Origin of the sequence: Vibrio sp. 10N.222.49.C9 (assembly GCF_041474985.1) — a bacterium.
In the GTDB taxonomy this organism is placed as follows: Bacteria; Pseudomonadota; Gammaproteobacteria; order Enterobacterales; family Vibrionaceae; genus Vibrio; species Vibrio crassostreae_C.
The window spans coordinates 1-267 of sequence record NZ_JBFRVD010000704.1; the positions used below are offsets into that span (position 1 = coordinate 1).

Below are 267 nucleotides of genomic sequence, written 5' to 3' on the forward strand. Positions count from 1 at the left end.
ATCGTAAATTCTTATCGAGAGTTCAGATTCCACTTGCCGAAAGAATCGGTAGCCACAAGCAAGGATTAGACTTTGGCTGTGGTCCCGGTCCTACATTATCTTTGATGATGCAAGAGGCGGGGCACGATGTAGACTTGTACGATCTCTACTACTATCCAGATACCAAGGTATTAAACAAGCGCTATGACTTTATCACTGCGACAGAGGTAATAGAGCACCTCTATCAGCCTGATGTAGTTTGGGCACAGTGGATGAGCATGCTGAAGC

General features: G+C 45.7%; 1 protein-coding gene. It reads left to right on the forward strand.

The genetic code is table 11. From position 1 onward, the window contains the following. Positions 1 to 267: class I SAM-dependent methyltransferase (locus AB4585_RS25170; protein ID WP_372171492.1), on the forward strand; the 267-nt coding region annotated here is incomplete at both ends.